The organism is Rhodococcus sp. NPDC060090 (assembly GCF_042729855.1).
Classification (GTDB): domain Bacteria; phylum Actinomycetota; class Actinomycetes; order Mycobacteriales; family Mycobacteriaceae; genus Rhodococcus.
In genome coordinates, this window is record NZ_JBHWXB010000001.1 from 280,332 (window position 1) to 304,289 (window position 23,958).

A 23,958-nucleotide genomic window follows, 5' to 3' on the forward strand; every position below is an offset into this window, starting at 1 on the left:
CCGAGGGACTATCGCGCGGGCATCACCCGCTGATGAATGAGTCGTGGATCACTATCACCCCTCGAACCCTGTAGTGTCCAAGACCTAATCAAGCATGATTATGTGCTGACTACACATAGTGGAAGGCGAGATGGAACTCCGTCAATTGAATGCGTTCCTCGCGGTAGCCGAGGAACTGCACTTCGGACGCGCAGCGGAACGCCTGCATATCGCACAGTCGCCGCTCAGCCAGATGATCCGAGCCCTCGAGCGGGAATTGGGCGCCGCCCTGTTCGTGCGCACCACCAGATCGGTGCAGCTCACCGCCGCGGGCACCGCACTGCTCGCCCCGGCTCGGGTGATCGCGGCGCAGGTGCAGGTTGCGCGCACCGTGGTGCGGTCGACCGCAGCCGGGGAAACCGGTGTGGTCAGCGCCGGATTCGGCGGCGCGAGTGGCTACGCCGTGCTGTCCGAACTCACCCGTGCGCTGGCGGATCGCCATCCCGGAATCGAACTGGACCTCCGTCCGCAGACGTATTCGGGTGAGGTACTCGACCTCGTGTCCCAAGGCCTGCTCGACATGGGCATCGTCGGCCTTCCCGTCCCCGACGACGTCGCGACCGAGACAGTGCGTCACGAATCCCTGATGGTCGCGGTCCCGACGGGACATCGACTCGCCGACCGCCGCGCACTCGAGCCCGCCGATCTCGCAGGTGAGCGGCTGGTGGTCTACCCCGCCGCGCACGGCTCACTCGTGCGCGACGCCACCTTCACCGTCTGCGCCTCTGCGGGGTTCGCGCCCACCATCGCCCGCGAAGCTCCCGACCCGTACAGCCTCCTGACCCTCGTCGGCGCGGGTGTCGGGATCGCGGTCGTCGTCGCATCGACTGCGCACATCACCGTCGACGGCGTGCAGTACATCCCACTCGACGGCGGGCCGGTGCTCCCGATCGCGCTCGCGTGGCGACGCGACAACGCTGCGCCCGCACTACACCGGGTCTTGGAAGTGCTCCGCGAACTGCCCACACCCCGATAGCGCCGAACCTGCGCATCGGGTAGACAGAATTCACTTCGCACACACCAGAGGAGACGCCGTGTCGGATTCGATCCTGCTCGTCGAACAGCGCGGACCCGTCCGGGTTCTCACGTTCAACCGCCCGCAGCAGCGTAATGCGCTGAGCTCGGCCCTCATCGACACGCTGCGTACAGAACTGGCAGCCGCCGACGCCGATGAGCAGACCGGCGTCGTCATCCTCACCGGCACCGACCCCGCGTTCTGCGCTGGCCTCGACCTGCAGGAACTCGGGTCCGGTGGCGGCACACTCCTGAAGGTCGAGGACGACGACATTCCCGTCGGGCATCCGTGGACGCCGCTGTCGAAACCGGTGATCGGCGCGATCAACGGCGCGGCCATCACCGGCGGTCTCGAACTCGCGCTCGCGTGCGACATTCTCGTCGCCTCGGAGCGGGCCCGTTTCGCCGACACCCACGCCCGCGTCGGTGTGCTCCCCGGCTGGGGGCTGACGTCGAGGCTGCCCGCCGCGGTGGGCCGCGGGTTCGCGCGACGCATGAGCTTGTCGGGCAACTTTGTCAACGCTGAGGAGGCACTGCGGGTCGGGCTGGTCACCGAAGTCGTCGAACACGACGCCCTTCTGAACGCCGCACTCGCCCTCGCGGAGACGATTGCCGCCAACGATCAGCCGGGTGTCCGCACGCTGCTCGCGTCGTACCGCCGGGCCGAGGAACACCTCGTCGACCCGGCCCTGCAGGTCGAGAACGAGACGTCGCGGGAGTGGTTGGAGACGTTCACACCCGACCGTGTCGCGGATCGGCGTGCGGACGTGATCGGGCGGGGTCGCGCGCAGAACGCCTAGCTTCGCCGTTCGGTGACCGCGCATGTCGAAACGATGATTTCCACCCGCTCCTGAAGTCGATACTGGGACAACGTCCGTTCGATGCAAGGAGAAGCATGGCCAAGGTGTTGTACTCGGCGACGATGTCGCTGGACGGTTTCATCGCCGGGCCGGGCGGCGACATGTCGTGGATGAAACCGTTCTTCGAACCCGACGAGGAGACCGACGAACTCGCAGCCGACATCGGTGCGCTGCTCGTCGGCAACCGCACCCACCGCGGCGACGACCCGAACCGCGGCACCGAGAACGAGGGCGCTTTCGGCGGCACGTGGGACGGCCCCTATTTCCTACTCACCCACCATCCCCTGGTGACGCCGGAGCCGGGAGTGACCGTCGTCCACGATCTGGCGTCCGGACTTGCTGCAGCCAAGGCCGCGGCCGGCGACAAGTACGTCGGCATCCTCGGCGCCGACGTCGCACGCCAATGCCTCGAGATCGGCGAACTCGACGAGGTGCTGGCGAACATCGTGCCGATCTTCCTCGGCGACGGCACACCGCTGTTCTCCCACCCAGACGGCAGGCAGGTGCGGCTCGAGCAGACGAAGGTGTCGCACACCCGGACCTGGACGAACATCTGGGCGCGGGTCGTCCGCTAGGGGTGGCCGGTGCCACCGCTGCGAAACCTTCCCCCAGCTGTCCGGGTTTCCGTTGCCTCACGACCCACGGCAACCCGGGCGACGCGAGGAAAGTTTCGCGCGGTGGTCATTTCCCATCGATGACTCCGCGCTCGCGCCGCAGTGCTGCGCAGGGCGCTTGGCAAGGACAATCGGCTACGCCGTCGGCAACCAGGTGTGTGCCGCGGTAACCAATGCCGTGACTCCGATGGTCATCGTCGGTTCGATGACCGGCGCATAGTGCGGCGAGTGGTTCGAAGGCACCTGGAGCAGCGCGGGGTCCGTCATGTCGCCCGTGGTGAACAGCGACGGGTCGGCTCCGCCGAGCAACCAATATGCCAGGGGCGCACCTGCGCTCGTGGCCAGGACTCCGACGTCCTCGCTGCCTGCACCCGCTCCCGGGTCGAGGATATTGTCCGCCCCCAACCACGTAGCGAAGGCATCCAACGTCTTGTTCAGGGCGGAAGGATCGTTCGTGACCACCGGGAACCGCTCGATCGAGGTAATTTCAGGTTCTTCCGGGGCGCCCGCTGTCGCAGATTCGCCGCGAACAATGCGGTCGACGCTGTCGAGGATCTTTTGTCGTACCCCCGCGTCGTAGCTGCGGATGTTCAGTTGGAGCTCCGCCTCACCGGGAATGACATTGGCCGCATTTCCGGCATGAACGGAGCCGACCGTGAGCACTGCAGTCGCCGTGCTCGGGATCTCACGCGAGATGATCGTCTGCAGACGCAGGACCACCTCGGCCGCTATGACGATGGGGTCGATGGAGGCCTCCGGCATCGACCCGTGGGCCCCTCTACCCACGACCCGCACGCGCAGCGAATCCGACCCCGCATACGAAAACCCCGGATGTCCGGCAATCTTCCCTGCGGGAAGCGGCGCCACGTGTTGACCCAGCACCACATCCGGCTTGGGGAACCTGACGAACAGCCCGTCGTCGACCATTGCCTGGGCCCCCGCGCCCAGCTCTTCGGCCGGCTGGAAGACGAGTAGCAGAGTGCCCGACCAGCTCGCAGTATCAGTGGAGAGAATCTGCGCTGCGCCGAGTAGGCACGTCGTGTGCATATCGTGGCCACAGGCATGTGCAACCGGTGTCGACTCGCCGTGCTCGTCGACGACGGTAACGGTACTGGCGTAGTCGAGGCCGGTTTCCTCCTTGACGGGGAGGGCGTCCATGTCGGCCCGAAGCAGCACGGTCGGGCCGGCGCCGTTCTTCAACACCCCGACCACTCCGGTCGTCCCGACCCCGGTGGTGACGTCGAACCCGAAAACACTCAATCGCTCGGCCACGATCGCAGCAGTGCGATGTTCTTGGAACCCGAGTTCCGGATGTCTGTGAAGGTCCTTGTACAGGTCGATCAGAGCAGGATCGATCGTCATGTCGTCGGAGCTGGTCACAATTCGGTCCTTCGATCGAGCTGAACTCGGACGCTCTCCAGTATTTCAGGGACCGGGATTCGGCGTGTGGGTATTGACGGTCCGGTTGTTCCCTAGCAGGCCGATGAGTTCTGTCGTCGAGTCGGGTCTGTTACTGCATGACCACAATCGACCGCCCCATCACCGCAACTCTCGAGGTTCCCGGCGCCACCCTCACTTACGACGTCCGCGGCGACCTGCAATCCGGAACTCCCCTACTGCTGGTGGGTTCGCCGATGGACGCAAACGGGTTCGCGGCACTCGCGACACAGTTCTCCGATCGCCCGGTCGTCACCTACGACCCGCGCGGCGTCATGCGCAGCCCCCGTGACACCCCCGGCCTCTCGACGCCCGAACTGCACGCCGACGACCTGCACCGCCTCATCGATGCACTCGGCGTCGGCCCGGTCGATCTGTTCGGCAGCAGCGGTGGCGCGGTGAACGGCCTCGCGTTGGTCGCGGCGCATCCCGAGCAGGTCCGGACACTGGTCGCGCACGAGCCGCCGACGTGCCCGCTGCTGCCCGACTACCCGGTCGTGCGGGCGGTGGTCGACGACATCGACGCCACCTACCAGCGCAGCGGCATGGGCCCGGCGATGGCGAAGTTCATCATGATGCTCTCGCAGACGGAACCGTTGACGGCGGCCTACCTCGACCAGCCGTCCCCCGACCCGTCCGTATTCGGCCTGCCCACCGACGACGACGGCTCCCGCGACGACGCCCTGCTCAGCCAGAACCTGCTCTCCTGCACCGGATACGAACCCGACTTCGACGTCCTCCCGAAGGCCTCCACCCGCGTGGTGATCGGCGCGGGCAAGGAATCCGGCGGCGAGATCTCCGCGCGCGCGGCAGCGGAGGTCGCCAAGCGTCTCGGCGTCGAACTCACGATGTTCCCCGGCGGCCACGCCGGTTTCGCGGGCGAGGGGTACGGCATGCCCGGCGACCCGGAAGGCTTCGCGGCAGTGCTGCGCACAGTGTTGGCTCGCTGAGGTCCGCACACCTGATGTGAGGCTCGCACAGCCAATTGTCGACCACAGGGTGTGCGAGCCTCATATTTGCGTTGCTTACTTCGCGTCGTCCTCGAGATCGGCCAACGCCTGCTTGCCCATCGCGAACGCGCGGTTGCTGTTGGGCACGCCTGCATAGACAGCGGTGTGGAGGAAGACCTCGATGAGTTCGTCGGGATCCATGCCCGCTCGCAGCGCCGCACGGATGTGCATGTCGAGTTCGTGCTCGTTACCCACTGCGGTGAGGATCGCGAGGGTGAGCAGGCGTCGGGTGTGGTGATCGAGGCCGGGACGCGCCCAGATGTCGCCCCACGCGGTGCGGGTGATGAAGTCCTGGAACGGCTGTGTGAATGCGGTGGCCTGCGACATCGCACGGTCCACATGCGCGTCGCCGAGCACGGAACGTCGCATCCGCATACCCACCTCGACCGCTGCGGAACGATACACACCTACCTGCTCCGACCTGGTGATGTGCGCACGGATCAGCGCGGTCACGCGACCCGCCTGCTCGACGTTCACCAGATGCGCGCCCGGATCGAGGACGTGGAAATCGGCGTCGGCTATTCCGTCGGCCAGTTCACGCATGACCTCGGGAGGGGTCGCCGGGTCGTGTGCCCCGGCGATCACCAGCGTGGGAGCAACGATCCGTGCGAGGTCCGCGCGACCGTCGAACTCCGCGAGGGCTTCGCAGCAGCCGGCGTATCCGTCGTTCGACGTCGCCGACACCATGTCGATGTGTCGCCCGACGAGCTCCGGGTCGCGGGCCGCCAGTTCGGCGGTGAACCAGCGTCCGACGATCTGCTCGGCGATCGAAGCCACACCGTCGGCGCGCACCGTTGCCGCTCGGTCGCGCCATTGCTGCGACGGCGCGAATACAGCGGCCGTGCACAGCAGCGTCAGCGACCGCATCCGCTCGGGCCGGTGCACCGCGAGCCACTGCCCGACGGCCCCTCCCAGCGACAGACCGACGACATGCACGGCGTCGACACCCAGCTCGTCGAGCAGCACCAGAACATCTGCGGCGAGCTGCGCGACCGTGTAAACACCGGGTACCGAATCGGATTCACCGTGCCCGCGGTGGTCGACGGCGATGACGTCGGCGATGGGCGACAACGCGACGATCTGCGGCGACCACATCCTGCGGTCGGAACCGAGCGACCCCAGCAACACCACCGACGGGGCCGCAGGATCACCGTGTCGTTCGTAAGCGAGGGAGGTCATCGCAGTCCTTCGTGTCGGGCAAGGGCACGGTCGACGAGGTCGGCGGCGTGCCCGAGATAGCGGGTGGGGTCGAGGAGGCCGGCCAGTTCGTCGGCCGACAGGTGCGCGGTGATGCGCGGGTCTGCGTCGAGCGGGATTCCGGAGACGGCGGCGTCGGTGACGATCGCCCGGGCGTCGTCGACGTGTCGCGACAGTGCGCCCGTCACCTTCTCGGCCAGCACCGCTCCCCCGGTGAGCGCGAGGTTGCGGTCGAGAGCGTCGACGTGCACGTGCAAACCGCCGAGACACACGGAAAGTCGGTGTGCGGCACCGCCGGTGAGGCGAAGCAGATCCGCAACCGCTTCCCACTCCGCATGCCACGCCCCGGCTGCGCGGGCGAATTCGTGGTCGGCCGACGACAACACGGTCGCGACGAGCCCCGGTACACGACGCGCGGCAGCGCGAGCCGCGATCGCGGCCACGGGGTTTCGCTTGTGCGGCATGGCCGATGAGCCGCCCGGAGAATCTTCGGAGACTTCGGCTATCTCGGTCATCGCCATGAGCACCACGTCGGTTGCGGGTTTGGATACCGCAGCTGCCGCGACGCCGAGCGCCGCCGCGAGCCGCGTCATCGGGGTGCGCACGGTGTGCCACGGGGTAGTGGCGCGCGCGAGTCCGAGCCTGTCGGCGAGGTCGTCGGCGAAGTACATGCCGTCGGGTGCGACAGCGGCGAGCGTGCCTGCGGCGCCACCGTACTGCACGGGCAGCGACGACAGTGCGCGGTCGAGTTCGGTGTGGGCGTCGTCGAGTCCGGTGAGCCACCCGGCGGCGAGGGCGCCGAATGTGGTGGGCAGGGCTTGCTGGCCCAGGGTGCGCGCGATCATGGGTGTCGCGCGGTGCGTTCGTGCAAGATCAGCGGCCGCGTCGGCAGCGGCAGCGAGGTGGTCGAGGATGCGTCGTCCGGCACGACGCGCGAGGAGCACCAGTGCGGTGTCCATGATGTCCTGGCTGGTTGCGCCGACGTGTACGGCGGTCGCGGGCGCATCGGCGCGATCGCGGAGCAGCTTCACGAGCGGGATGACGGGATTCCCACCCGCCGCGGCGAGAGCACCGAGGTCGGCGGGGTCGAGGTCGCGGGCGAGTTCGGCAGCGGCGACGGCCACGGCAGCGGCGTCCGCTTCGGTCGCACGCCCGATCCCGACGGCGCCGGCGGTGATTGCGGCCTCGACTTCGAGCAGCGCTCCGATCCACGCGCGGTCCGACACCTCGGGTGCCATGCCGTCGGCCCCGAAGACGGGATCGAACAACGGCCCGCGGGTGGATTCCTGGTGGGGGTGTGACATCGGAGACCTCGGGATCGGTTCGGGTGCGCTCGGAAAAGCTGTGCCAGAGCGTGGTTTCACGTCCTGACTGTTCCATGGCCGGCTCGGCGCAACAGCGCAGCAACGTCGTCGACGATAGCGGACGTCGCCGCAGCCGAGCGGATGACGCCGATCGTTTCGGCCGTCCCGACGGTGTCGACGGGTAGCCGATGCAGCCTGCCGTCGACGAGGTCCCGCTCGGGGACGCGTTCGGGAACGACCCACACGGCATCGGATTCGCGCACGTACGCGGCGGCGACCGCGACGTCGATGGTCTCGACGGTGCCCGAGGGCAATTCGAGGCCGTGCCGACGCAGGAGCACATCGGTGTGGTGCCGCGGCACAGTGCCTGCCGCCGAGACGACCAGCGGGTATTCGCACACCTCGGGGAGCGTCGCCCGTGCGCCCGCCAGCGGATGTCCGGGGCGGACGACGAACGCGAGCGCCTCGGCGTAGAGCAATTCGAACGACAGGCCGGCCATGGTCTCTGGGTCGCTCATCCGCCCGATCATCACGTCCACGTCGCCCGCCCGCAGCGCTGCGAGCAGTTCGGTGTTCGTGCCGGTGCGGATGCGGGCGTCGAGTTCGGGGTGTCGCGCGCGGAGCCCGCCGAGCACGGCGGGGAGCAGCACCGATGCGGCCGACGGCAACGCTCCGATGCGCACGGTCGCGTGTTCGGATTCGTCTGCGCCCGCCAGTCTTGCGACGGCGGTGTCGAAAGCGTGGACGACGCGTTCGGCGTGGTCGAGGAAACGTTCACCGGCGGCGGTGGGGACGGCACCGTGCCTGCCTCTGTCGAGCAGTTTCGTGCCCGCGAGCAACTCGAGTTCGTTGAGTGTCTTGGTGACGGCAGGTTGGGTCAGGTGCAGCCGTTCGGCGGCGCGCCCGACGTGGCGTTCGTGCGCGACCGCGACGAAGCACGTCAGATGCCGGAGCCGGATTCGCCCGTGGAGGTCCATTACCAGAAGTTATGCAATTCGGCCCGAATGGTCAATTTACATAAGCGAACGTTCCCCTTAGCGTGGGTGCAAGCCCCACAGCCCACGACAGGAGCGGCTTCATGAACATCGCTGGCCCCAGCGCATACGGCGAGTTCGTCGAGCGCGACCACACGCAGCACCCACCGGCACTCACGGCGGGTTACCGCACGTCGGTCCTGCGTTCGCCGCGCAATGCACTGATCTCGCCGCGGAACACGGTGTCGGAGAAGACCGGGCCGCTGTTCACCGCAAGTGAGCTGGGCGAGCTCGACAACGACATGATCCGCAACTTCGCGCACGGCGGTCTGCCGATCGGTGAGCGGATCATCATGCACGGCTATGTCCGCGACGAGTTCGGGAATCCGGTGAAGGGCGCGCTCGTCGAGGCGTGGCAGGCAAACGCCGGTGGCCGCTACCGGCACAAGAAGGACTCGTACCATCTCGCGCCGATCGACCCCAACTTCGGCGGGTGCGGCCGGATGCTCACCGACGACAACGGCTACTACTTCTTCCGCACCATCAAGCCGGGGCCGTACCCGTGGGGCAACAGCGCCAATGCGTGGCGTCCCGCGCACATCCACTTCTCGATCATCGGCGACGGCTGGGCGCAGCGTCTGATCACGCAGTCGTACTTAGAGGGCGACCCGCTGATCGAGCAGTGCCCCATCGCCGCGACCATCCCCTCCCGCGACCAGGTGCGCAGCCTGATCGCTCAGGCCGACACCGCGAACGACGCACCGTTCGACGCCCGCGCCTACCGCTTCGACATCACGCTGCGGGGCCGCCGCGCCACCTTCTTCGAGAACGCATAGGGAGCACACCCATGACTGAGCCGCTCACACCGTTCCCCATGGTGCAGCGCCGCCCCGAGACTCCGTCGCAGACGGGTGGTCCGTACGTGCACATCGGCCTCGCACCGCAGCAGGCCGGATTCGACATCTTCGACAACAACTTCGGCAACGTGCTCGTCTCCGACGACACACGCGGTGAGCGAATCACCATCGAGGGACGCGTGTTCGACGGCTCCGGCACCCCCGTCCGCGACGTCCTCATCGAGATCTGGCAGGCCGACGCCGACGGCACGTACGCCCACCCCGGCGACACCCAGGACAAGGCCGGCGACCCGTCGTTCCGCGGGTGGGGTCGTACCGGAGGCGACTTCGACACCGGCGTCTACAGGTTCGAGACGATCAAGCCCGGCTCGGTGCCGGGGAACAACGGCGCGGTCCAGGCTCCGCACGTGCTGATGGTGCTGTTCGCCCGCGGCATCAACGTCGGCCTGCACACGCGGCTCTACTTCGACGACGAGTCCGCCGCCAACGCCGCCGACCCCCTGCTCACGTCGATCGAGTGGGAGGTGCGCCGCAACACCCTGATCGCCACACGCAGCGAGCGCGACGGAAAACCCGTCTACACCTTCGATATCCGTCTTCAGGACACCCCGGACGGCGGACGCGAGACCGTCTTCCTCGATATCTGACAGAAGTAAGCAGCACAAACAAAAACCTCGCAGGGCCAGTGGTAAGCCACCAGCCCTGCGAGGTCTACATTTGCCCTGCTTACTTCGCTTCGATGAGCGTCGTCGCGGGTTTGCGGATGAAGAACGACGCCGCCACAGCCACCAGCGACACGATGCCGCCGCAGAGGAACGCGGTGTGGATGCCGTCCTGATTCGCGACGAGCGCGGACGCACCGTCGGAGGCGCTCGACGTGGCGGTCACGGTCATCACGGTGATGAACAGCGCCGTGCCTGCCGCACCCGCCAACTGCTGGACGGTGTTGAAGATCGCGCTGCCGTGCGAGTAGAGCTCGGCCGGCACCGCACCGAGCGACGACGTCATCAGCGGGGTCATCACCGTCGCGAGGCCGAGCATCAACAGCACGTGGGAACCGATGATCTGCACCATCGACGATTCTGCGTCGAACAGCGTCATCGTCCACAACGCCGCGCTGACGACGATGGCGCCGGGGATCACGAGCGGGCGCGCCCCGATGCGGTCGTAGACGCGTCCGACGAACGGCGACAGCAGGCCCATGGCCAGACCGCCGGGGAGCAACAGCAGACCGGTTTCGAGAGTGTCGAGACCGCGCACGTTCTGCAGATACAGCGGCAGCAGGATCAGCGCGCCGAACAGCGACATCATGCTGACGATGACCATGCCGAGCCCGATGCTGAACACCGGGAAGCTGAACGGACGCATGTCGAGCAGGGCGCGTCCGTCCTTCTGGCGCGAAAGCTGACGCAGCACGAACACGGCGAGAGCGACGACACCGACGACGAGCGGGATCCACACCGGGAAGCTCGACTCCTCGGCCGAATGACCGATGCTGCTCAGGCCGTAGACGATGCCGCCGAACGCGAAGACGGACAGGATGACCGACAGGACGTCGAGCGGGACCTTCTTCGGCTCGGTGAGGTTCTTGACCAGCACGACACCGATGGCGAACGCGATGAGCGCGACGGGCAGGACGATCCAGAACATCCAGCGCCAGTCGAGGGCGTCGAGGATGATGCCGGAGATCGTGGGCCCGATGGCAGGTGCCACGGAGATGACGATCGAGATGATGCCCATCATGCCGCCGCGCTTGTGGGCGGGCACCACGCGCAGCACCGTCGTCATCAGCAACGGAAGCATGATGGCGGTGCCTGCGGCCTGCGTCACGCGACCGGCGAGGAGCATCTCGAATCCCGGCGCGGACGCCGCGAGCAACGTGCCGAGGCTGAACACGCTCATCGACGCGATGAACACCTGACGGAGCGTGAACCGCTCGAAGAGATAGCCGGTGATCGGGATGACGACGGCCATGGTGAGCATGAAGCCGGTGGTGAGCCACTGGGCGGTGCTCGCGGTGATGTCGAGATCGACCATCAACGGCGGCAACGCGACGCTCATGATCGTCTCGTTCAGGATCATCACGAATGCCGCGACGACGAGGACACCGATCAGCACCTTGCTACCCGGTTCCAGATCGGCCTGGGGACCGACGTCGGTCTGGCCTTCCAACTGAGGTGACTGCATATCCGGTTACTTCCTGAAGGGGTATATCGATCGCGAATGCGACAACCCTGAAAGTCTCGCCCGATCTGGAAGTCACTGTCAACTTGATTTCTACTGTTAGATTGGCGCGGACTCTCAACGTTGCGGTCCGAGGTGAAAGGAACCCCACCGATGACCCAGAAAACCCAGCCACGTGTCCCCGACCTGCGGGAACGACGCAGGCAGGAGACGCGTCTCGAGATTTCGAGGGTCGCCCTGGAGCTGTTCGAACTCCAGGGATTCGCCACGACGACCGTCGACGAGATCGCCCGTGCGGCCGGTGTTTCCTCGAGCACGTTCTTCCGGTGCTTCACCACCAAAGAGGACTCCGTGTGGGGTCCGGACCGCGAACTCGAAACCGAAATCGTCGAGTGGCTCGAGTCGGTTCCGCCGGAAGACATCAACCTCACCGGTATCGAAGCCTTCTACGAGCGTTCCCTGCAGCGACTCGTGACGAGCTCCGAGGACACGCGCGATCGCATCCTGCGCACCCGCCGGCTCATCACGTCCGACGACCACTTGCGTGCCGCCGCGTTCGCCGCCGACGCCCTCGCCATGTGCCGGATCAGCACCAGCGTCGCCGAGCGCCTGCGCGGACTCCGCTCCGAATCGTTCGCGCGACTACTCGTCGAATCGGCCGGTGTGGCCTCACGCATCGCGTTCGACACCTGGGTCCGGCACATCGAACGCGGCGACGACGCCGACCTCGTGGAGATCTATCGCACCACCCGCACCGATCTCCGCAAGGTCGTCGTCACCTGATACTTCGACGGAGCGGCCACTCGCGTGTAAGAGTGACGTAATGCCCGATAGGTTGCGAGCCCGGTTCAGCCGGTCCGATCAGCTCACGGAGCGCCCCGACTTCGCTCTCGTCGGTGTGCTGAGAGTCCCCCAGACGTCGACGAGTCCGGCGCGCGCGATCGTGCGTCGCATCGGCTACGCCCTGGCAGCCCTGCTGGTGATGGTGGCGCTCGTCTACATCGACCGCGACGGCTACCGGGATGCGCAGGACAACGAGCTGTCGCTGCTCGACTGCTTCTACTACGCGTCGGTGTCGCTCTCGACCACCGGCTACGGCGACATCACCCCGATCACCCCGTCCGCACGACTGATGAACGTCCTCGTCATCACGCCGCTGCGCGTCTTCTTCCTCATCGTGCTGGTCGGCACGACACTGGGCGCACTGACCGAGACGTCACGTCAGACATTCCGCATCCAGAGCTGGCGACGACGGGTGCACGACCACACCGTCGTGCTCGGTTACGGCACCAAGGGCCGGTCGGCCGTCGACGCTTTGCTGGGCGACGAGGTCCCCCCGTCGCAGATCGTGGTGGTCGACACCGATCCCATCGTCCTCGAAAGTGCAGCCGGGCAAGGTCTGGTGACCGTGCACGGCTCCGCGACCAAACAGGACGTGCTGCGTGTCGCGGGGGTGCAGCGCGCGGCGTCGGTGATCGTGGCCGCGAATCGCGACGACACCGCCGTGCTCATCACCCTCGCCGCCCGCGAGATCAACCCGAACGCGAAGATCGTCGTCGCGATCCGCGAATCGGAGAATGCGCATCTGCTGCGTCGCTCCGGCGCCGACACGGTGGTGGTGTCGTCGGAGACCGCCGGGCGGTTGCTCGGTGCCGCGCGGAGTTCGCCGCGCGTGGTCGACATGATCGAGGACATTCTCACCCCGGAGGAGGGGTTCACCATCGCCGAGCGCGCTGTCGACCTCGAGGAGGTCGGGCAGGATCCGCGTCATCTGGGGCAGATCGTGCTCGGCGTCGAGCGCAACGGAAGCCTGTTCCGGGTGGGATCGCCCGAGGTCAGCGCCCTTGCCGCACGCGACAAGCTGCTGTACATCCGGTTGGCGGTGGACGGGTCGGGGCACCGCGGCTGAAGGTAGCTCTCCCACTCTGCACATTTTTATGGAAGAGTCATTTCCATGATTGAGAATGACATTTCCACGCAGGGAGGGATGACCGTGTCCGCAGACAACACTTTCACCTCGGATTTCGGTATCACGTCGCTGCAGGTCTCGAGGGAACGCGCGATCATGGGCGCGACCGTCACCGAGAAGCTGTGCACTCCCACAGGCACGGCGTCGCTCGGGTTTCTCACGACGCTCGTCGACATCGTCGCCTCGTCCCCCGCCCTCGTCGTGGGTTCTCCCGACTGGACCGCGACGCAGGATCTGTCGATCCATTCCGCCGGCTTCCTGCGTCCCGGCCCGATCGCGATCGACGCCAAACTGATTCGCGTCGGCAAGAAGACGATCCTGGTGGAGACCGACGTGTACGACACGCACGGCGTCACCGATCTCCGCGAGATCGCGAACTCGATCGATACCCCCGGCGCGGGCCGCCTCACTCTCGCCGCACGCGGTCTCGTCACGTTCGTGCGCCTCCCCCGCTCCGCGGCCACCCTCGGCGACGTCGCCACCTACACCCCCGAGGAGTGGGTCGGCTCGATCCGCGAATACCCGATCACCCCCATCGACGACGACGTCTTCTCCCGCCTGAACCTTCGCGAGATCGACGGGTCCCACGGCGAGTTCGAGCTCGATCTCACCGGGTTCGTCGCCAATTCCATCGGCACCATCCAGGGCGGCGCGCAGGCCCTGCTCGCCGAGGCCGCAGCGAATGCGATGCGGCCCGAGCTCGTCGCGACCGACATCCAGATCCACTACCTGGCGCAGGTGAAGAAGGGGCCGGCGCGGTCGTACGGCACGGTCGTCCGCGACGCCGCCGACCACTCGGTGATCAAGGTTGCACTCGTCGATTCGGGCGCGGACGACAAGCTGCTCACGCTACTGACGATCACCCTCCAGCGTCCTCCTCGGTAGCCCGCACACCTTCCCGCGCGCCTGCCAGTTTCAGACAGCAGCAATCGTCGAAGCGGGAAGCTGGGACGCGCGCGGGAAGGAGAGATGATCCGACTAGCGTCCGGCTCGTGCCACTGCCCGCTCGAAGCGGGCGCGAACGACGTCGAACCGGGACAGTTCCCCCCACGTCCAGCGAATCACGTGGAAACCCAGATCGCGTAGCGCGTCCTCCCGCAGCTTCTCCCGACGGACGACGTCGGGGCCGCCGTACTTGCCCATACCGTCGAATTCGCCGACGATCCGATGCTCCTTCCAGTAGAAGTCGGTGCGAGCAACGAACCCGCCCTCCGGAGTGTGTACAACCTCCTGCAATGAAGGGGCAGGCAGCCCGATCTGGTCCATCCTCAACCGGCTCAGCGACTCACCGGGGCTTTCGCTACGGCCGTCGAGAAACGCGATGATCCGTCGCGCTGCGGCGATACCTTGCCGTCGGCCGAGGGACTCGAGGGTCTCCGGTAATGCCGTCTTCAGCAACGGGTTCCCCGCCAACGCCGAATCCCCGGCAATCACGACCTCGTCGATCGGTGCCGTGCAGGCGAGGTCCACGACTGTCCGCGCGATGGAGGTACACGGCACTCCGTCGACCTCGACGACGTCGTCAGCACCGAACTTCACCACATGCAGATGGCGCCCGCTGCCGCGACGGCCACCGGTTTTCCCGTCACGGGTCACGTGGACACGGCTCAGATCGGGACGCCACAATGCCAGTCCGTGCAGAACTGCGGCAGACACATGGCTGATCGCGGTCCCGTCGGGCAGTCCTGCCCCCGTGGTTCGCGCCCGGATTCGATGTCGTTCGACCGCGTCGAGGCCCTCGGCGGCAGGGCCGTCCAGATAGATTCCGGGAGCGAGGCGCTCCAGTTCGCCGGTCCGGAGCGCACGACGGATCTCGGAATCGCTCAGTCCTGAGCTGAGAGCGTCGCTGCGGCGGAAGGGGTTCGGTGAGGTCATGACGCCGAGAGTGTCATCGCAGTACGTCCGACCGGTGCCGGATTCGACGAAAGCGACAGATCTGTGGATGGTTCCGGCAGCTGTGGATAACTCCCGCGACGCAATTCGTTTCCCACACCGCTCGTTGCGGGTGTGGGAAACCAATTTCCGCGCGGGAAGCGCCTACCGAGTGGTGAGTGAGCTCAAGAACTGCCGCGTCCGCTGCACCGAGCCGCGCGCGTCGTCGCCGACGGGGAAGATCGCGGCCCAGATGTCGGTGGCACCTGCGTCGAGCAGGCCCTGCAGTTGGGCGCGCACGGATTCTTCGGTGCCGACGATGGCGACGTCGGCGGGAGTGCTCGCTCCCCCGACTTCGAGGACTCGCTGGTAGTTCGGCATTCCCGCGTACATGGTGGCGGTGGCAGCGACTGCCGCGCGTGCTTCGTCGGCGTCGTCGTGAACAGCGACGGGCAACCCCGCGACTATGCGCGGCGACGGCCTGCCCGCCTTCTCCGCGGCGGCGCGGATGGCGGGTGAGATGACGGATTCGACGACCTTCCCCGACGCCATCCACAGCACCGTGCCGTCGGCATATTGCCCCGCGACACGCAGCATTCGAGGCGACATCGCCGACAGCAACACGGGAACCGGATGCGCGACCGGCACCATCCGCCCTTCGCTGCGGGTACTCCACTCGCCGCCTTGGAAATCGACGTCCTCGCCGTGCAGGAGCCCGGTGACGATACGCATGTATTCCTCGGTGTTGCGACCGGGCCGGTCGTACGACATGCCGTACACGTCGCGCACGAGACTTTCGTGCGACGGGCCGAGACCGAGGGTGAAACCGGGACGCCCCATTGCTTCCGCTACTGCCGCAACACGATTCGCCTGCAGCAGAGGATGTACCGGGTAGGTCTGCAGCACCGCGGTGCCAAGTTCGATGGACGAGGTCTCGCGACCGGCCACGGCGAGCGCCGCAAGTGGGTCGCCTGCAACCGTGCTCGCGTACCAGAGCGAGGTGAAACCGTCGGCCTCCGCTTTCTGCGCCTGTCGAACGATCTTGTCGGTGGACGATCCGCCACCCGTCAACCCGATCCGCACCACGAACCTCCCATGAGAACCTTACTTATATTAAAGGAGAATATTACTCTCAGAAAAACGGTATCCACTTCTTGCTCGACCCGGAGGGCCGCATCCTTGTTTCCCGACCTCACTCCCATCTCCGAAGAAATCGGCGCCGAGATCACCGGCGTCGCCGGGCACACACTCAACGACCCGAAAGCCGCCGCGCGCTGCCAGGAGCTCGTCGACGAATACGGCGTCGTCGTCTTCCGCGAAGCGAAGATCAGCGACAGCGACCTGGTCGACCTGAGCCGCATGCTCGGTGAGGTCGTCGTTCCGAGGATGGGCGGCCAGGACGACCATCCCGAGGTGTCCGCGATCAGCCTCGACCCCAAGAAGACGGTGCTCGCGTCGTACAACACCGGCACCTTCCACTGGCACATCGACGGCGCCACCGACGAGGTCCCTCAGAAGGGCACGCTGCTGACCGCACTACAGGTGTCCGACGAGGGCGGCGACACCGAGTTCGCGAACACCTACGCGTCGTACGAGGCCCTCTCCGACCAGGACAAGGCAGAGTTCGAGACCCTCCGCGTGGTGCACAGCTTCGCCGCGGCCCAGCGTCTGGCGAACCCCGAGCCGACGGCCGAGCAGGAAGCTGCGTGGGCGCGGGTACCCGAACGCGAGCACCCGCTGGTGTGGACGCGGCACAGCGGCCGCAAGTCGCTGCTGATCGGGGCCACCGCATCGCACGTCGTCGGGTGGCCCGAGGACGAGGGCAAGGGCCTGATCGGCCGGCTGCTCGCGTGGTCGACGCAGCCGCGGTTCTCGCTGCGTCATCACTGGCAGCCAGGCGACCTCGTGCTGTGGGACAACACCGGCATGCTGCACCGCGCGGTGCCCTATTCGGTCACATCACCGCGGTTGCTGCATCGCACCACCCTCGTGGGCGAGGAGGCCGTGGCATGACCGACCTGACTGCCCTCGAAAACAACGTGCAGTACCTGATGGACAGGACGGCGATTCTCGACTGCATCGCGAATCATGCGCGCGGGTGTGATCGACACGACACCGACCTTCTCGGCGGCACCTATCACGACGACGGCGTCGACGAGCACGGCGCGACGGTCAACAGCGGGCAGGACTACGCGAGCTGGGCCAACTCCACGCATGCCGCCACTGCGGACGCCCACACCCACAACATCACCACCCATACATGCGAGATCGACGGCGACACCGCCCATGCCGAGAGTTACGTCATCGTCGGGCTGCTCGGAAAGGGCTCGTCCACAGTGCAATTGATGAGCGGTCGGTACATCGACCGTCTCGAAAAGCGCGACGGCACGTGGCGAATCGCAGTTCGCAGGTCGACGGTGGAGTGGAGCGCATCTGCCGACGCCTCGCTTCTGCAGTCCCCCTTCTTCACGAAACAGGAGTTTCTCAAGGGAACCCGCGACACCACCGATCTGTCCTACCGGCGACCCCTCTCGGCCGACTCCCCGGCACCCGCGCGCTGGTCGTAGCGGTCCCGATCAGCGGCTACTCACGTTGACAAGGACCCGTGTCGCTTGTTCGGATGACAGATGCCCGTTTGCACGAAGCATGGAGAACCCCGACGATGATGGACTCGCTCGACGCCTATCGGCTGTACGTCAACGACGGGTTGTCCGACAAAGAAATCGCAGCTCAGAGCGCGCGCTACCAGCCGCTGGCCCAGGATCTGCGCGACCTCATCGTGCTGTCCATCCAGTCGCGGGGCGGCGACGACGAGATCCTCGAGGCCCGCAAGCATCTTGCCGCGGCCAGGACGATCCTCGAACGCGACCGGGACACCGGGCCGTACGGCACGCGTTTCACCGATGCCGGCAACTTCCGGACGTGGGGCAATGCCGCGATCGGGCTGCGCAACCCCATCGCACCGCCGCTCGAGTTCCAGGTCGACGACGACGGCCGCGTGTGGGCCGACTTCCATCTCCACGCCGGCTACGAGGGTCCTGCCGGGTTCGCCCACGGCGGGGTCTCCGCCCTGGTGCTCGACCAGCTCCTCGGCGATACGGCCCGCTTCTCGGGCGCTCCCGGGATGACCGGCACGCTGACGGTGAAGTATCGGCGTCCCACTCCGCTCGGCGATCTGCATTGCGAGGCCAGGCTCGATCGCGTCGAAGGGTCGAAGGCGTTCGCGACGGGGTCCATCTCCGGGCCGGACGGGGTGTGCGTGGAGGCCGAAGGGATCTTCATCGCACCGAAGTGGATGCGTGAACAGCGCGAACGCACCGGGGTACAGGGCTAGTAGTTACCGAGAACACCCTCGCAGCAACGGCGAGCGCAGCGTCGCGCTGAGTACAGTGGTCGGGTACGCAGCGTGAAGGATGGTGACGCCCGATGGAGAACGTCGAGTTCTATTCGCTCGTCGCCATGTGCTCGCTCTTCGCGGCGTCGACGTGGTGTCTCGCCCGCCCGCATCTGCTGTCGAGCCTCGCTGCGGCTGTCGCGTCCGGTTTGTGGGTTCTCCTCAACGGTCCGATCGAAGGCCGTGTCCTCTATGTGGTGACTCCCAATCATGGGCTCACCGAATCGGATCTGCTGTCGGCTGTGGGACTGTGCATCGCCGCGTGGGGTTGCTGGTACAGCGTCCGGAACCGGCGCCGGCGTCGTCGTCGGCGAGCCACGACCGGGTCGACCTACCGGCATCCCGACGACACTCGCGCGGTGCCCGTGCGCGTCGGCGAATAGACCATAAGTTTCGCTATGTCTCTCCGTTACATCACTATTCGGTCTCGATCCTGGACGGATCGATCATGCTCACTTAGACTCGTCAGCGGCCACTTCGCGTGGCCGTATCTCCCTGAAGTCCTCCCCGACACAGGAGATGCAGCGCAGGGCCCCGCTGGCTCCTCCCCCCTCAAATCGCCGGCGGGGCTTTCCTGCGCCCGTCGGTCGTCAGTCCCGCGACCACGCCGTCGAGGATTCTCCCGAGCAGCGCCTCCGACGTCGCGAAGTTGATACGCACATGATTTCGGTAGTCGCGTCCGAATCGTGCACCGCCCTCGACGAGAACTCCGCCGCGCTCGCGCACCTCGACCACCGGATCATCGAGGCCGAGAGGCCCGGCATCGACCCACGACAGGTACGTTGCCTCGGGCAGGTGATGTCGGGCAGTGGGAACCTCGGCCCGCAGTACCTCGTGCACGTGTCGACGATTGCGCTCGAGCACCTGCAGCAGGTCCGACTGCCACGCGTCGCCGTGCTGCCATGCGGCCAGCGTCGCCACCACTCCGGGCACCGACACCGCCCCGTACAGATCGAACGGTTCTGCATCACGCCGAGACAACAGACCGACCGGTCCGTAATGCACTACAGCACAGCGTAGTCCGGCCAAATTGAAGGCCTTGCTCGCCGACGTGATCGTCACCGTCCGTGCCGCGGCATCTGCCCCGAGCGACGCGAACGGAATGTGCCGGTGCGGCTCGTAGATCAGCTCGGCGTGGATCTCGTCGCTGACGACGAGGATGTCGAATCGCTCGGCGATATCGGCGACACGGTCGAGTTCGTCGCGAGTGTGCACGCGTCCGGTCGGGTTGTGCGGGTTCACCAGGATCAGGACGCGGGGACGGTACCGCGCGACCACCTGCTCGAAAGCGTCGAAGTCGAGTTCCCACCCGTCACCGGTGTCGATGAACGGAAAGTCGATCTGCTGCAAACCCATTCGTCGCAGCGTGGAGAGGAACGGTGGGTAGTTCGGGGTCTGGATCGCGACGGCGTCGCCGCGGGTGGTGGCGAGATGCAGGATGATCTGCAATGCCTGGATGAGGTCGGTCTGCTCGCGGACGGCATCCGGGTCGGGCTCCCACCCGTACTTCGAGGTCATTCGCTTGCAGAATTCCGTGCGCAGCGGTGTTCCGCGGAACCAGTCGGGGTATCCGAGGTCGCTGTTCTCGATCCGTTCGTGTAGCGCACGCCGAATCTCCGGTGCTACAGGGAAATCCATGTCGGCGACCCACGAAGGGATCAGCTCGTCCGATACCGCCTGTGACCACTTCGCTCCCGCGCGGGCCGACAGCGCACCGAGGTCGAGATCGTCGAAACCGGGAACACCGGCCATCGCGCCTCCGAACGCTTCCGCTGCAGACAGCCGCGCGCTGCAGACAACGCGCGGCTGACTTCGCAGCACGCGGATGGTGTCAGTTACGTCGGTCTACGACCATGTCGTCGCCCTGAACGTCGTCATCCATCCGCGCGAGGTGGGCTTTTATCCACTCTGTGCTCCCCGGCGCGGCGGAGCTGTCGAACGTTGAATCGGTGGTGCAGGTGCTCAAGTCAATCCTCGCACTCGACGCCGGCCTGCCCGGCGGACGCAGGTCACATCCACCCCATGTGGGTGACCGCCGTCACTATAGCGCCGCAATCGGCCTGTGCCAAACTGCGCGGTGAACGCAGCACGGGCGCCACGCTGAGACCTGCGCAGCTGTTCATTTTTCACTCCTGTTCAGTTAAACTGAAAATCAGTTAATACTGAACAGGAGTGTTGTGCGATGGATCTACGCGGTCGCAGTCTCGCCGACCTTCTTCCCGAACGCCTCAGCCGATTCGGCCTGAAGCTGAAGGACCTCCGCTGGATGGACGGATCCGACAGGGGCTACGACGCAACAGCAACCCTCTCTCGCCAAGGCAATGCCCAAGACTACGTGCTGGTCTTCACCGCAGCTATGACACTCACACAAATCTCGCGCCTGCGTCGCCCCCATCTGCGCGCCCCGGTCCTGGTCGTCGGGGAGCGTATCACCGAGCGCAGCGCGACTGCGCTTCGTGATCTGGAAATCCAGTACATCGACGGCTCAGGGAACGCCTACATCGAGTTCGGAGACGTCTACATCGATGTCCGAGGAAGGAAACCGGGTTCACGGGGCCTGGTTCATCCCTCCACGCACCCCGCTCGCTCGGCACACGAAGAGACCGGGACGCGCTTGGCGCACAACCTTTTCAGCCCACGTCGCTCACAGGTTGTATTCGCGCTTCTGGCCTGGCCTCACCTGGCCGAGATGAAGATCCGCGACATCGCCGGCGCCTCGGGAGTCTCGGTCGGGCAAGCACACGACACTCTCGGCTTGCTCGAAGAGGCGGGCTTTCTTCATCGAGGCACACCGCCTTCCCCCCGTGCAGTTCACGAACTACTGCGGCCGTGGTCCCTGGAGTATCCGCGAGGATTACGTCAGAAGCTCACCGTTGCGCGCTACACCTCGGACGATCCGACAGTGTTCCGGCCGATGGATCCCGACCAGGAATTCTTCCTCAGCGGTGAATCCGCGACGGGAGTCGACATCCAGCGACCCAGCACACTGACCGTCTACGTCGAGCACTTCGACCGCAAGCTCGCGTTCATGAACCGGTGGCGAAGCGATCCCGACCATGCCCCGAATGTGACAGTGATGCACAAATTCTGGAAGACGCCGACAGCAGATTCCTCATCCACCGACGGCTGCGGGCGGGAAGACTCGCACAACGCACCGTGGCCTCTCGTATACGCCGACCTGCTCGCCACGAATGACCCCCGCCTGGCCGAAGTCGCTGAGACTTGGAGAGAACATTGTGCTTGATCTGACGGCCTGCCACCCGACTCGACTGCAGATCATCGACCACGTCTGCTCACGACTGCTGAACCATGCCGGTCACCTGCAACCGTCCGACCTGATGATCCTCGGAGCGCAGTGCCGTGACGTGCTCCACGAGGCGTTGGGGCACTCCTTCCCTCTTCGTACGACCCAGGATCTCGATGTCGCCCTTGCCATCGCGAACTGGGACGCATATCGGGAGATCGTCACCGATTTGCCGGCAATCGGTGGAACCGGAATTCGTTACGACGTGGGCGGCGTCCCCACCGACCTCGTGCCATTCGGACCCATCGAAAACCCGACGGGGGTGGTTCCCGACCCACCGGACAGGTCCTTGAGCGTCTGGGCTTTTCGAGAAGTGTTCGACACTGGATATGACCTCCCACTGCCCACTGTGGGATCGACTCGAATCCCTACAGTGCCCGGCTACACAGCGCTCAAGCTCGCCGCCTGGCTCGACCGAAGCGAGAACGGCCTCTACAAGGACGCCCCGGACATTGCCACGGCCGTGTACTGGTACACCTCGTCCAAGGCTGTGAAGAACCGTCTCTACGAAGACTCTGGCCACGGCATGGACGTCCTCGACAAGTTCGAGTTCGACGAAAATCGGGCTTTGGCTTATCTACTCGGCGAAGACGTCGCCGCGACGGTTGGGTCCCAGCGACTCGATGAGCTCGCAACCCGTTGGCCCGGCCCACACGATGATGCCCTTGTACAACACATGAACATCGACACTGCCCCACTGGTATGGAGTCCCGATATCCACCGCCGGAAAGAACTTATCGACGCACTGGCTCTCGGATTGTCCGAGAACGCATGGTCTTGATACGCAGTACGGCGACGCCTTCGGGCGAAGGCGTCGCCGTATCTACGATCGCGCCTCAGGACTGCGGCACGGCTGTGAACAGGTCGCGCAGGAAGTCGAGGAACCACTGCAGCGGATCGATGGGCAGCTCCTCGAGCGGCGGTTCCGGCGTCGTCACGGGCTTGTCGGCGATCTGGGCGGCCTCACCCTCGCTCTGAGGAGCCGGAGCACCCTCGGCCGGAGCAGCACCGGCAGGTGCAGCCTCGCCGCCACCGACGGTCACCGTGATGGGCTCCTTCGCGAAGGGGCGGCCCGACGCGTCGAAGATGTTGTCGTAGGTGGCGCCCGCGGCGTCCTGGCAACCCCAGTAGACGTCGTAGGTGCCCGGCGTGAGCGCCCGAGCGCCGGTCTGCGCGGGTGCACCGTCCTTGACATAGGTGGCGGACGACGTCTGGGTGTTCTTCACCGAGAACTTCGTGCCTGCGGGCTGGTTGTCGATACGGCCCGACGGTGCGGCGGTGTCGACGGTGCCCGGCTCGAGGATGTAGGTGACGCAGGTGGCGCCGAGTTCGACGGAGTTCTGCGGCAGGTCGAAGTCCACCGTGATGGAGGTGTCGTCAGCAGAGGCAGAGACGTTCGGTCCGGCAGCGGATGCGACACCCGGGACCGCGAACGCCAGTGCAGCGGCACCGGCAGCAGTGAGGGCAGCTTTCTTCGCGACAGAATTCATAAATTTCCTCCCCGAAAATTCTTCTGGTGCGTCCGCGTCGTGAGCGGCACGCGAAACCGACCTCTGTCAGGCACAGCTTCATCTGCACGTTATCGCAGGTAACGATCCGTGTCGCGGCGAATAGGCGCCGCACGTCGGGAAGAACCGGAATGTCTCTTTATTGATTCACGGGGTCAGCTCGGAAGGGGGTGGCTGCACGTGATCGCGTTGCTCACGCTGCAATTCGACGAGCTGCTCTTCGCGTTCGGCCACGCGCAAGAACGCACCCACAGCAAATGCGATGGCGACCGACACTGCAAGCCAGGCCACCAACCCCACCGCGATCCACCACCACATGAGTTCAGTGTGCGCGCAAACCGTGACCGTGCCAATCACACTTACCAGACGTAACGACAACCCTCCAGTCACGAAACGGACACGACTACTCGCTCACCTGGAA

The 23,958-nt window shown here is 65.9% G+C and carries 25 protein-coding genes; 15 read left to right on the forward strand and 10 right to left on the reverse strand.

Features of this window, described 5'->3' with window-relative positions; all coding sequences use genetic code 11:
• Positions 1-130 precede the first annotated feature (130 nt).
• From ACFWCF_RS01165 to ACFWCF_RS01175, 3 genes are all read left to right on the forward strand, one after another.
• The gene (locus ACFWCF_RS01165) at positions 131-1,015 is read left to right on the forward strand and encodes a LysR substrate-binding domain-containing protein (RefSeq protein ID WP_378556071.1); all 885 of its coding nucleotides are present in this window, start codon (positions 131-133) and stop codon (positions 1,013-1,015) included.
• Between the two features lie 58 nt (positions 1,016-1,073).
• Complete coding sequence (locus ACFWCF_RS01170; protein WP_378556074.1) at positions 1,074-1,853, forward strand: enoyl-CoA hydratase; 780 nt, start codon at positions 1,074-1,076, stop codon at positions 1,851-1,853.
• Positions 1,854-1,948: 95 nt separating this feature from the next.
• The gene (locus tag ACFWCF_RS01175) at positions 1,949-2,488 is read left to right on the forward strand and encodes a dihydrofolate reductase family protein (RefSeq protein ID WP_378556077.1); all 540 of its coding nucleotides are present in this window, start codon (positions 1,949-1,951) and stop codon (positions 2,486-2,488) included.
• Positions 2,489-2,662: 174 nt separating this feature from the next.
• On the opposite strand, the gene ACFWCF_RS01180 is transcribed toward ACFWCF_RS01175, so the two are convergent.
• Positions 2,663-3,889: an amidohydrolase gene (locus ACFWCF_RS01180; RefSeq protein WP_378556661.1), complete on the reverse strand. Its 1,227-nt coding sequence runs from the start codon at positions 3,887-3,889 to the stop codon at positions 2,663-2,665.
• Positions 3,890-4,044: 155 nt separating this feature from the next.
• Here ACFWCF_RS01180 and ACFWCF_RS01185 point away from each other — a divergent pair, with 155 nt between their 5' ends.
• Complete coding sequence (locus tag ACFWCF_RS01185) at positions 4,045-4,914, forward strand: alpha/beta fold hydrolase (protein WP_378556080.1); 870 nt, start codon at positions 4,045-4,047, stop codon at positions 4,912-4,914.
• Positions 4,915-4,989: 75 nt separating this feature from the next.
• Here the strand turns inward: ACFWCF_RS01185 and pcaD are convergent, their stop codons facing one another.
• Genes pcaD through ACFWCF_RS01200 form a run of 3 tightly spaced genes read right to left on the reverse strand, consistent with a single transcriptional unit; the run spans position 4,990 to position 8,452 of the window.
• Positions 4,990-6,153 carry a 3-oxoadipate enol-lactonase gene (gene pcaD, locus ACFWCF_RS01190; RefSeq protein WP_378556083.1) on the reverse strand — a complete coding sequence of 388 codons (1,164 nt, stop codon included), beginning with the start codon at positions 6,151-6,153 and terminating at the stop codon, positions 4,990-4,992.
• Positions 6,150-7,475, reverse strand: coding sequence for a lyase family protein (locus ACFWCF_RS01195; RefSeq protein WP_378556086.1), 1,326 nt, complete (start codon positions 7,473-7,475; stop codon positions 6,150-6,152). The genes pcaD and ACFWCF_RS01195 overlap by 4 nt, the downstream gene beginning before the upstream one ends.
• Positions 7,476-7,531: 56 nt before the next feature.
• Complete coding sequence (locus tag ACFWCF_RS01200; RefSeq protein WP_378556089.1) at positions 7,532-8,452, reverse strand: LysR substrate-binding domain-containing protein; 921 nt, start codon at positions 8,450-8,452, stop codon at positions 7,532-7,534.
• 101 nt (positions 8,453-8,553) lie between these two features.
• Between ACFWCF_RS01200 and pcaH the strand changes: the two genes are divergently transcribed.
• A complete protein-coding gene (gene pcaH / locus ACFWCF_RS01205) occupies positions 8,554-9,285 on the forward strand; it encodes a protocatechuate 3,4-dioxygenase subunit beta (protein ID WP_378556092.1) in 732 nt (243 codons plus the stop codon).
• 11 nt (positions 9,286-9,296) lie between these two features.
• Positions 9,297-9,953 (forward strand): protocatechuate 3,4-dioxygenase subunit alpha, encoded by a 657-nt coding sequence (gene pcaG, locus ACFWCF_RS01210; protein ID WP_378556095.1) that lies wholly within the window; start codon positions 9,297-9,299, stop codon positions 9,951-9,953.
• Positions 9,954-10,032: 79 nt separating this feature from the next.
• Here the strand turns inward: pcaG and ACFWCF_RS01215 are convergent, their stop codons facing one another.
• A complete protein-coding gene (locus ACFWCF_RS01215; RefSeq protein ID WP_378556098.1) occupies positions 10,033-11,493 on the reverse strand; it encodes a DHA2 family efflux MFS transporter permease subunit in 1,461 nt (486 codons plus the stop codon).
• 150 nt (positions 11,494-11,643) lie between these two features.
• Between ACFWCF_RS01215 and ACFWCF_RS01220 the strand changes: the two genes are divergently transcribed.
• The 3 genes from ACFWCF_RS01220 (at position 11,644) to ACFWCF_RS01230 (ending at position 14,344) form a co-directional block, all read left to right on the forward strand.
• Positions 11,644-12,273, forward strand: coding sequence for a TetR family transcriptional regulator (locus ACFWCF_RS01220; protein ID WP_378556101.1), 630 nt, complete (start codon positions 11,644-11,646; stop codon positions 12,271-12,273).
• A gap of 40 nt (positions 12,274-12,313) precedes the next feature.
• A complete protein-coding gene (locus tag ACFWCF_RS01225; protein WP_378556104.1) occupies positions 12,314-13,399 on the forward strand; it encodes a potassium channel family protein in 1,086 nt (361 codons plus the stop codon).
• 78 nt (positions 13,400-13,477) lie between these two features.
• Entirely contained in the window at positions 13,478-14,344 is an 867-nt protein-coding gene (locus ACFWCF_RS01230; RefSeq protein WP_378556107.1) for a PaaI family thioesterase, read from the forward strand.
• 93 nt (positions 14,345-14,437) lie between these two features.
• Here the strand turns inward: ACFWCF_RS01230 and ACFWCF_RS01235 are convergent, their stop codons facing one another.
• Both ACFWCF_RS01235 and ACFWCF_RS01240 read right to left on the reverse strand, forming a co-directional pair.
• Positions 14,438-15,334, reverse strand: coding sequence for a type IV toxin-antitoxin system AbiEi family antitoxin domain-containing protein (locus ACFWCF_RS01235; protein WP_378556110.1), 897 nt, complete (start codon positions 15,332-15,334; stop codon positions 14,438-14,440).
• A gap of 162 nt (positions 15,335-15,496) precedes the next feature.
• Entirely contained in the window at positions 15,497-16,414 is a 918-nt protein-coding gene (locus ACFWCF_RS01240; protein ID WP_378556113.1) for a TIGR03564 family F420-dependent LLM class oxidoreductase, read from the reverse strand.
• A 96-nt stretch (positions 16,415-16,510) separates the two neighbouring features.
• Between ACFWCF_RS01240 and ACFWCF_RS01245 the strand changes: the two genes are divergently transcribed.
• The 4 genes from ACFWCF_RS01245 (at position 16,511) to ACFWCF_RS01260 (ending at position 19,108) form a co-directional block, all read left to right on the forward strand.
• A complete protein-coding gene (locus tag ACFWCF_RS01245; RefSeq protein ID WP_378556116.1) occupies positions 16,511-17,344 on the forward strand; it encodes a TauD/TfdA dioxygenase family protein in 834 nt (277 codons plus the stop codon).
• Positions 17,341-17,898, forward strand: a complete 558-nt coding sequence (locus ACFWCF_RS01250) for a nuclear transport factor 2 family protein (RefSeq protein ID WP_378556119.1) — start codon at positions 17,341-17,343, stop codon at positions 17,896-17,898. The genes ACFWCF_RS01245 and ACFWCF_RS01250 overlap by 4 nt, the downstream gene beginning before the upstream one ends.
• Positions 17,899-17,993: 95 nt before the next feature.
• On the forward strand, positions 17,994-18,665 hold the full coding sequence (locus ACFWCF_RS01255; RefSeq protein WP_378556122.1) for a PaaI family thioesterase: 672 nt from the start codon (positions 17,994-17,996) through the stop codon (positions 18,663-18,665).
• A gap of 92 nt (positions 18,666-18,757) precedes the next feature.
• Positions 18,758-19,108: a hypothetical protein gene (locus tag ACFWCF_RS01260; RefSeq protein WP_378556125.1), complete on the forward strand. Its 351-nt coding sequence runs from the start codon at positions 18,758-18,760 to the stop codon at positions 19,106-19,108.
• A 169-nt stretch (positions 19,109-19,277) separates the two neighbouring features.
• Here the strand turns inward: ACFWCF_RS01260 and ACFWCF_RS01265 are convergent, their stop codons facing one another.
• Positions 19,278-20,477, reverse strand: coding sequence for a MalY/PatB family protein (locus ACFWCF_RS01265; protein ID WP_378556128.1), 1,200 nt, complete (start codon positions 20,475-20,477; stop codon positions 19,278-19,280).
• Between the two features lie 430 nt (positions 20,478-20,907).
• On the opposite strand from ACFWCF_RS01265, the gene ACFWCF_RS01270 reads away from it, so the two are divergent.
• Positions 20,908-21,969 (forward strand): type IV toxin-antitoxin system AbiEi family antitoxin, encoded by a 1,062-nt coding sequence (locus ACFWCF_RS01270; protein WP_378556131.1) that lies wholly within the window; start codon positions 20,908-20,910, stop codon positions 21,967-21,969.
• The gene (locus ACFWCF_RS01275; RefSeq protein ID WP_378556134.1) at positions 21,962-22,810 is read left to right on the forward strand and encodes a hypothetical protein; all 849 of its coding nucleotides are present in this window, start codon (positions 21,962-21,964) and stop codon (positions 22,808-22,810) included. Before ACFWCF_RS01270 ends, ACFWCF_RS01275 begins: the two co-directional genes overlap by 8 nt.
• 55 nt (positions 22,811-22,865) lie before the next feature.
• On the opposite strand, the gene ACFWCF_RS01280 is transcribed toward ACFWCF_RS01275, so the two are convergent.
• Both ACFWCF_RS01280 and ACFWCF_RS01285 read right to left on the reverse strand, forming a co-directional pair.
• Positions 22,866-23,519 carry a hypothetical protein gene (locus tag ACFWCF_RS01280; RefSeq protein ID WP_378556137.1) on the reverse strand — a complete coding sequence of 218 codons (654 nt, stop codon included), beginning with the start codon at positions 23,517-23,519 and terminating at the stop codon, positions 22,866-22,868.
• A gap of 165 nt (positions 23,520-23,684) precedes the next feature.
• The gene (locus ACFWCF_RS01285; RefSeq protein ID WP_378490677.1) at positions 23,685-23,855 is read right to left on the reverse strand and encodes a hypothetical protein; all 171 of its coding nucleotides are present in this window, start codon (positions 23,853-23,855) and stop codon (positions 23,685-23,687) included.
• Positions 23,856-23,958 lie beyond the last annotated feature (103 nt).

Excerpts from the sequence above, each read along its gene's own strand:
- ACFWCF_RS01165 (WP_378556071.1), top strand. The coding sequence starts at position 131 with ATGGAACTCCGTCAATTGAATGCGTTCCTCGCGGTAGCCGAGGAACTG.
- ACFWCF_RS01175 (WP_378556077.1), top strand. The coding sequence starts at position 1,949 with ATGGCCAAGGTGTTGTACTCGGCGACGATGTCGCTGGACGGTTTCATC.
- ACFWCF_RS01180 (WP_378556661.1), bottom strand. The coding sequence starts at position 3,889 with ATGACGATCGATCCTGCTCTGATCGACCTGTACAAGGACCTTCACAGA.
- ACFWCF_RS01185 (WP_378556080.1), top strand. The coding sequence starts at position 4,045 with ATGACCACAATCGACCGCCCCATCACCGCAACTCTCGAGGTTCCCGGC.
- pcaD (WP_378556083.1), bottom strand. The coding sequence starts at position 6,153 with ATGACCTCCCTCGCTTACGAACGACACGGTGATCCTGCGGCCCCGTCG.
- ACFWCF_RS01195 (WP_378556086.1), bottom strand. The coding sequence starts at position 7,475 with ATGTCACACCCCCACCAGGAATCCACCCGCGGGCCGTTGTTCGATCCC.
- ACFWCF_RS01200 (WP_378556089.1), bottom strand. The coding sequence starts at position 8,452 with ATGGACCTCCACGGGCGAATCCGGCTCCGGCATCTGACGTGCTTCGTC.
- pcaH (WP_378556092.1), top strand. The coding sequence starts at position 8,554 with ATGAACATCGCTGGCCCCAGCGCATACGGCGAGTTCGTCGAGCGCGAC.
- pcaG (WP_378556095.1), top strand. The coding sequence starts at position 9,297 with ATGACTGAGCCGCTCACACCGTTCCCCATGGTGCAGCGCCGCCCCGAG.
- ACFWCF_RS01215 (WP_378556098.1), bottom strand. The coding sequence starts at position 11,493 with ATGCAGTCACCTCAGTTGGAAGGCCAGACCGACGTCGGTCCCCAGGCC.
- ACFWCF_RS01220 (WP_378556101.1), top strand. The coding sequence starts at position 11,644 with ATGACCCAGAAAACCCAGCCACGTGTCCCCGACCTGCGGGAACGACGC.
- ACFWCF_RS01225 (WP_378556104.1), top strand. The coding sequence starts at position 12,314 with ATGCCCGATAGGTTGCGAGCCCGGTTCAGCCGGTCCGATCAGCTCACG.
- ACFWCF_RS01230 (WP_378556107.1), top strand. The coding sequence starts at position 13,478 with ATGACCGTGTCCGCAGACAACACTTTCACCTCGGATTTCGGTATCACG.
- ACFWCF_RS01235 (WP_378556110.1), bottom strand. The coding sequence starts at position 15,334 with ATGACCTCACCGAACCCCTTCCGCCGCAGCGACGCTCTCAGCTCAGGA.
- ACFWCF_RS01250 (WP_378556119.1), top strand. The coding sequence starts at position 17,341 with ATGACCGACCTGACTGCCCTCGAAAACAACGTGCAGTACCTGATGGAC.
- ACFWCF_RS01255 (WP_378556122.1), top strand. The coding sequence starts at position 17,994 with ATGATGGACTCGCTCGACGCCTATCGGCTGTACGTCAACGACGGGTTG.
- ACFWCF_RS01260 (WP_378556125.1), top strand. The coding sequence starts at position 18,758 with ATGGAGAACGTCGAGTTCTATTCGCTCGTCGCCATGTGCTCGCTCTTC.
- ACFWCF_RS01265 (WP_378556128.1), bottom strand. The coding sequence starts at position 20,477 with ATGGCCGGTGTTCCCGGTTTCGACGATCTCGACCTCGGTGCGCTGTCG.
- ACFWCF_RS01270 (WP_378556131.1), top strand. The coding sequence starts at position 20,908 with ATGGATCTACGCGGTCGCAGTCTCGCCGACCTTCTTCCCGAACGCCTC.
- ACFWCF_RS01280 (WP_378556137.1), bottom strand. The coding sequence starts at position 23,519 with ATGAATTCTGTCGCGAAGAAAGCTGCCCTCACTGCTGCCGGTGCCGCT.
- ACFWCF_RS01285 (WP_378490677.1), bottom strand. The coding sequence starts at position 23,855 with ATGTGGTGGTGGATCGCGGTGGGGTTGGTGGCCTGGCTTGCAGTGTCG.